We start from the raw sequence: 6444 nt of genomic DNA on the forward strand, positions 1-6444 counted from the left end.
TGATCCTGCTCTGCCTGGCCGGTTACGCCCGACCCCTGCCCGGCCGAGCACAACCGAGCCCCATCAAGACCCACAGAAGAGAGCGATGAGCCCTTATTAGGTCGCTGATGGTTCTCCTGCGGGCTACTGCCGATCGAGGTCGATGACGGAGGACGAGTTGCTGTTCGTTGGGGACGACTGGGCCCAAGACCACCACGACGTCGAGCTGATGGACGCCACGGGCCGCCGGCTGTCCAAGGCCCGGCTGCCGGAAGGCGTCGCGGGCATCGAACGGCTGCACGCGATGATCGGTGCCGAGCTCGGCGAGGACAGCAAGGCCGACGTGGTGATCGGGATCGAGACCGATCGCGGCCCGTGGGTGCAGGCGCTGATCGCCGCCGGCTACACGGTGTACGCAGTCAACCCGCTGCAGGCATCCCGATACCGGGAACGTCTGGCGGTGTCGGGGGCCAAGAGTGACGCGGCCGACGCGCACATGCTCGCCGACATGGTGCGCACCGACTCCCACCAGCTGCGCCCGATCTCCGGGGACACCGCCGACGCTGAAGCGGTCAAGGCGGTGACGCGCATCCACAAGACCCTGATCTGGGAGCGGACCCGCACCACGCAGCGGCTGCGGCACGCTCTGCTCGACTACTTCCCCGCCGCCTTGGAGGCGTTCGAGGACCTGGACGCCCCCGACGTCCTGGAGCTGCTGGCCAAGGCGCCTGATCCGGCGGCCGCAGCGAAGCTGACGACCACGCAGATCAGTGCAGCCCTCAAGCGCGCCCGCCGGCGCAACATCGCCAGCAAGGCCACCAGGATCCAGGCCATACTGCGCGCTAAGCACCTGGGTCAGCCCGCCGCTGTGACCGCGGCCTACGCCGACTCGGTGCGCGCTCTTGTCGCGCTGCTGGTCACCTTGAACGAGCAGGTCAACTTCCTGCACGGGCAGGTCGAGGACTACTTCGGCCGGCACCCCGACGCTGAGATCATCCGCTCCCAGCCCGGACTGGGCCCGATGCTCAGCGCCCGGGTCCTCGCAGAATTCGGCGACGACCCGCACCGCTACGCCGGCGCCAAGGCCCGCAAGAACTACGCCGGCACCAGCCCGATCACCCGCGCCTCCGGCAGAAAGAAGGTCGTGACCGCCCGGTACGTCCGTAACGACCGGCTCATCGACGCCCTGATCGCACAGGCATTCTCCGCGCTGAGGGTCTCCCCTGGCGCCAGGGCCTACTACGAGAAGCAACGGGCCCGCGGCATCGAATTCAACGCCGCCCTGCGCCAGCTCGCCAACCGGCTCGTCGGCATCCTGCACGGCTGCCTGAAGACCGGCACACCGTACGACGAGGCGACCGCCTGGTCCCACCGGGCCCACGGACTCACCGCTTGACCCCCACCTCATGGAAGGCCTTCAGCCGGTGTGTTGAAAGAGCCCGGCATCGGGTCGGTGCCGTTACCCTCGCGCGTCGTCCTCGATGAGAACAGTCGCTTTCCGATCTTGGTGATCTGGCCACCACGGAGGCGTGGAGTGTCTATCGTCGAACCGCGCTGCTGATCGAGTTGCCAGAGGCCGGGGGCGGAGGGTGGTGGCGTCGGGCGTGGAGCAGGCGGGAGGCGTGGGCGAGCCGCGGCACGTGGTGCTGTCGCTGGGGATCGCGTTGACGCGTACCGAGGAAGGTGACTCGCCACGGTTCGGCCTGGACGTCCTGGAGGACGCTCCCGTTCATGCCGGGAGGGTCGCTGAGATCCTGGAGGAGTTCCGGTACACGCGGCGCCCAACCACGGCACCGGAGGGACAGGCCGACTACGGAAAGCTGGTCGAGGCCGCGGTCGAGGCCAAGGACACCGACGTGCTGATCGTGCACATCGTCGGGCACGGTGAGCTGGCCGACGGCAGCAGCGAGAAGCTGTACATCCTGGGCAGTGACGGGGATCGCCTGGGCCGGCCTGTGGGCGGGTGGATCGACCTGATCGAAGACCACCCCCGGCGGCACCGGCCGATGACACTGTTCGTCCTGGACGTCTGCTACGCCGGGCAGGCCGCGGTGACCGCCTGGCACTCGCGGATGGACGTGGAAAAGCGCCGGGCCTGGGTGCTGGCCGCGACCGGACCGGACAAGCAGGCGTTCGGCTATCGGCTGAGCCAGGCCCTGGTACGGGTCCTGGAGAAGTACCGCGACCTGGAAGTTCGCTTCGACCCCTCATTGCAGTACATCCCGCCCGGTACGGTCTGGCGGGACATCGACCGTGCCGTCAACGAACTGGCCGAACGGGCCAACGGGCTGCCCCAGTCGATCCTGACCAGCCTCGTCCCCGGCCACGCCGACCTGTCCCGGCTGCCGTTCTTCCCCAACCCCTCCTACACTCCCAAAAACACCACACCGGCGCTGGTCCCGGGCCTGCCCCCGGAGATCGCCCGCCTGGCCGACTGGGCCGCGGACCCCCTGCACTTCATGCGCCGTGCCGGCGGCGCCGAACCGGTCGACCGTGACTGGGCCGAGGGCTACTTCAGCGGCCGCACCCCACAACTCGACACCCTCACCGCATGGCTCGACGACGACACGGCCGCCCCGGCGCTACGCGTGGTCACCGGCAAAGCAGGCGCCGGCAAGTCCGCGCTCCTCGGCATTCTCCTGTGCGCCGCCCACCCGGCACTGCGCCGCCACACCCGCGTCCTGTGGGCCGGACTCGACGACCACGTACCCGGCGAGAACGACCGGATCGCGGCCGTCCACGCACGACGCCTCGGCCTCGACGACATCACCGCCTCCCTGACCCGCCAACTACGCCACATCACCACCCCCGGCACCCCGACCCAACCGGACACAGAAACCCAGGACACGACCGGGAACCCGGCACAACACCTGCTGAGCCTGCTGCCCCCCGGCACCCGCCCGGTCACCATCGTCATCGACGCCCTCGACGAGGCCCTCCACCCCCGGGACATCACCACCGCCCTGCTGCTCCCGCTCGCCCAACACGCGCAGATGCCCGGCGGCCGACTGCGGCTGCTGGTCGCCACCCGCGAGGACGTACGGTTCGACCATCTCCTCGGCCTGGCGCGGGACGCCGGAGCGTGCACGGACCTGAGCACCATCGCGCCGCACGAGGTCCGCCGGGATGTGGCCGCCTACGCCAAACGGCTCCTGAGCGCCGACGGCCCGTACACGCGCGGTGCCCTGCGGGCCGTCCGGGACGCCCTGGCAGAAGCGATCGCCGAAACCCTCACCGCACAGGCCCCGGGCCCACAGGACGGCGAGACCGAAGCCCTGCAGTGGGGCGAGTTCCTCACCGCGGGACTCTACGTCCACCATCTCCTGGCCATCCCACCCGCAACCACACCCGAGGAGGCCGCACGGCTCGGCCGGGCCGTGCCCCGCAGCCTGCCCGACCTCCTCGAACTCGACCTGCACCGCCACGCCGGCCAGATTCACCTGCGCCCCGTGCTCACGGCCCTCGCCTTCGCCCAGGGCCGGGGCATGCCCGAAAGCGTCCTGGTCCACGCCGCCGCGGCTTTCACCGCCGACGGCGACCGCCCGCCGTCCCCGCGGGACCTGTACGCCCTCCTGGACGGGGAAGCACGCTTCTACCTGCGCCGCGGCATCGACACCGACGGCACCACCCTCTACCGGCTCTTCCACGAAGGCCTCGCCGACTGGCTCCGCCAGCCCACCGGCCCGCCGTCCGGCGAGGGCCCCACGATGACGACGAACTCCCCGGCCGGCCGGGCAGATCGCCTGTTCGAGCGGCTCCTGGACTGCGTCCCCCCGGGTCCGGCAGGCGGCCTGCTGTGGCAGCACGCTGCCGGCTATCTACTGAGGCACACTGCCCAGCACGCCCTCGATGCCGGGCGCCTGGACGAACTCCTCGACGACGCAGGCTACCTCCAGCACGCCGACCCCCACACCCTCGCCAACGCCCTGCCCCACGCCCGATCCGACCAGGCCAGGCTCAACGCCGCGGTCTACCGAGCTTCCTGGGGCGTCCACCACACTCTGCCACCCGCAGCACGCCGCCAGCTCCTGGCGCTGGACGCCGCACGCTTCCGCGACACACCGCTCCAGGAGGAACTGCCCGGCGACACCGACTGGAATGTGCAATGGGCAACGGGCAGCCAGGTCTCACCCGCCCTGGTCCGCACCCTCACCGGCCACACCGGCGGGGTGCGGGCGGTGGCGGCGGTAGTGCTGGAGGGCCGCCCGCACGCCGTCACCGGCGGCGACGACGGGTCGGTGCGGGTGTGGGACCTGACCACCGGCACCCAGACCCGCGAACTGACCGGCCACACTCGCGGGGTGCGGGCGGTGGCGGTGGCGGTGCTGGAGGGCCGCCCGCACGCCGTCACCGGCAGCGTCGACGGGTCGGTGCGGGTGTGGGACCTGACCACCGGCACCCAGATCCGTGCCCTGACCGGCCACACCGACTGGGTGGGCGCGGTGGCGGTGGCGGTGCTGGAGGGCCGCCCGCACGCCGTCACCGGCGACGACGACGGGTCGGTGCGGGTGTGGGACCTGACCACCGGCACCCAGACCCGCGAACTGACCGGCCACACCGACTGGGTGGGCGCGGTGGCGGCGGTAGTGCTGGAGGGCCGCCCGCACGCCGTCACCGGCGACGACGACGGGTCGGTGCGGGTGTGGGACCTGACCACCGGCACCCAGATCCGTGCCCTGACCGGCCACACCGGCTGGGCGGTGGCGGTGGCGGCGGTAGTGCTGGAGGGCCACCCGCACGCCATCACCGGCGACGACGACGGGTCGGTGCGGGTGTGGGACCTGACCACCGGCACCCAGACCCGCGAACTGACCGGCCACACCGACGGGGTGCGGGCGGTGGCGGTGGCGGTGCTGGAGGGCCGCCCGCACGCCGTCACCGGCGGCTACGACCGGTCGGTGCGGGTGTGGGACCTGACCACCGGCACCCAGATCCGTGCCCTGACCGGCCACACCGGCTGGGCGGTGGCGGTGGCGGTGCTGGAGGGCCGCCCGCACGCCATCACCGCCGCCGGCGGCAACGACCGGTCGGTGCGGGTGTGGGACCTGACCACCGGCACCCAGACCCGCGAACTGACCGGCCACACCGGCGGGGTGTGGGCGGTGGCGGTGGCGGTGCTGGAGGGCCGCCCGCACGCCATCACCGCCGCCGGCGACGTCGACGGGTCGGTGCGGGTGTGGGACCTGACCACCGGCACCCAGACCCGCGAACTGACCGGCCACACCGGCTGGGTGCGGGCGGTGGCGGTGGCGGTGCTGGAAGGCCGCCCGCACGCCATCACCGGCGGCGACGACCGGTCGGTGCGGGTGTGGGACCTGACCACCGGCACCTGCCTCACCGCGTTTCGCTTCCCGGACGCGGTGAGAGCCGTGACCGTCACCGCGGACGGCACCGTGATGGTCGGCTTCGGCCATGAAGTGGCCACCCTCACCTTGAACCTCAGGAGGCTTCGTTGATCGGTAACACGACTTCGCCGCTACGGATCGTCGCTGTACACGGCATCTACAACAGCTTCGGCACCGGAGTCCCCGACGCGCGCAAGGAGGAACTCCGGGCGCTGAAGGCCGCCGCCTGGGCACGGGATCTGGCAAGCGGCCTCGGCATCTCCCCGGACCGGCTCGACGTCGACTTCGCCTACTACGCGGACAGGCTCCGCCCCGGGCCGGCAGCCCAGGGCGAGCAGGACGGCGACTTCCTGGACGACCCGCTGGCCCAGGAGATGCTCGACGCGTGGGCACGGGAGCTGGGGCTGCCGGACGAGGCGGCGCAGGGGCACGCCGCGGTGCCGCTGCGCGCGCTGTCGTCGTGGATGGCGCGCAGGTTCGACCTGGCCGAGGGACCGCTAGGGGTCTTCATCCGGCTGCTGTGCGGTGAGGTTGCCGCGTACCTGCGCTCTGCGGACGCCCCGGAGCGCATAGCGGCGCGTGAGGAGGTCGGGACGCGGATCGCCCGCCACCGGCCGCGTGTCGTCGTCGCGCACTCGCTGGGCTCGGTCGTCGCCTACGAGGCCCTGCACGCCCACCCGGAGCTGCAGCCAGAGCTGTTCCTCACGCTGGGCTCGCCGCTGGCGCTGCCCCGCGTGGTCTTCGAGCGGCTCATCCCCGCGCCACGGCCCGTCGACAGCCCGCTACTGCGGGGTGCGGGCCTGCCCGGGAAAACGCGCTGGGTGAACATCGCCGACCCCGGTGACCCCGTCGCCATCCCGCCCCAGCTGGCCAGGTTCTTCGACGGGATCGCCCTGGACCACACCACCACCGTCAGCGCCCTCTTCCATTTCCATCACGCCACGAACTACCTGCAGTGCGCGACCTCGGCGGCCACCATCGCCCCCTACCTCGACATCTGACCCAGCGCCTGAACCGCCGGGCCACTCTCAGAGTGCGGTTCGCGCCGTAATGCCGGGTTTGGCGTCGCTCGATGGGGTGACATTGGGGCATCTCTGCCGGTCAGGCATTCGAGATTCGC

3 protein-coding genes are annotated in these 6444 nt (G+C 71.6%); all 3 read left to right on the plus strand.

All coding sequences use genetic code 11. The features are described from left to right. The first annotated feature begins 157 nt into the window (after window positions 1-157). The 3 genes from ACZ38L_RS37880 (at window position 158) to ACZ38L_RS37890 (ending at window position 6325) form a co-directional block, all read left to right on the plus strand. Entirely contained in the window at window positions 158-1375 is a 1218-nt protein-coding gene (locus ACZ38L_RS37880; RefSeq protein ID WP_465702401.1) for an IS110 family RNA-guided transposase, read from the plus strand. A gap of 208 nt (window positions 1376-1583) precedes the next feature. After that, a complete protein-coding gene (locus ACZ38L_RS37885; protein ID WP_465702396.1) occupies window positions 1584-5435 on the plus strand; it encodes an AAA family ATPase in 3852 nt (1283 codons plus the stop codon). Then, a complete protein-coding gene (locus ACZ38L_RS37890) occupies window positions 5432-6325 on the plus strand; it encodes a serine peptidase (protein WP_465702399.1) in 894 nt (297 codons plus the stop codon). The genes ACZ38L_RS37885 and ACZ38L_RS37890 overlap by 4 nt, the downstream gene beginning before the upstream one ends. Window positions 6326-6444 lie beyond the last annotated feature (119 nt).

Source organism: Kitasatospora sp. NPDC024654, assembly GCF_055559155.1.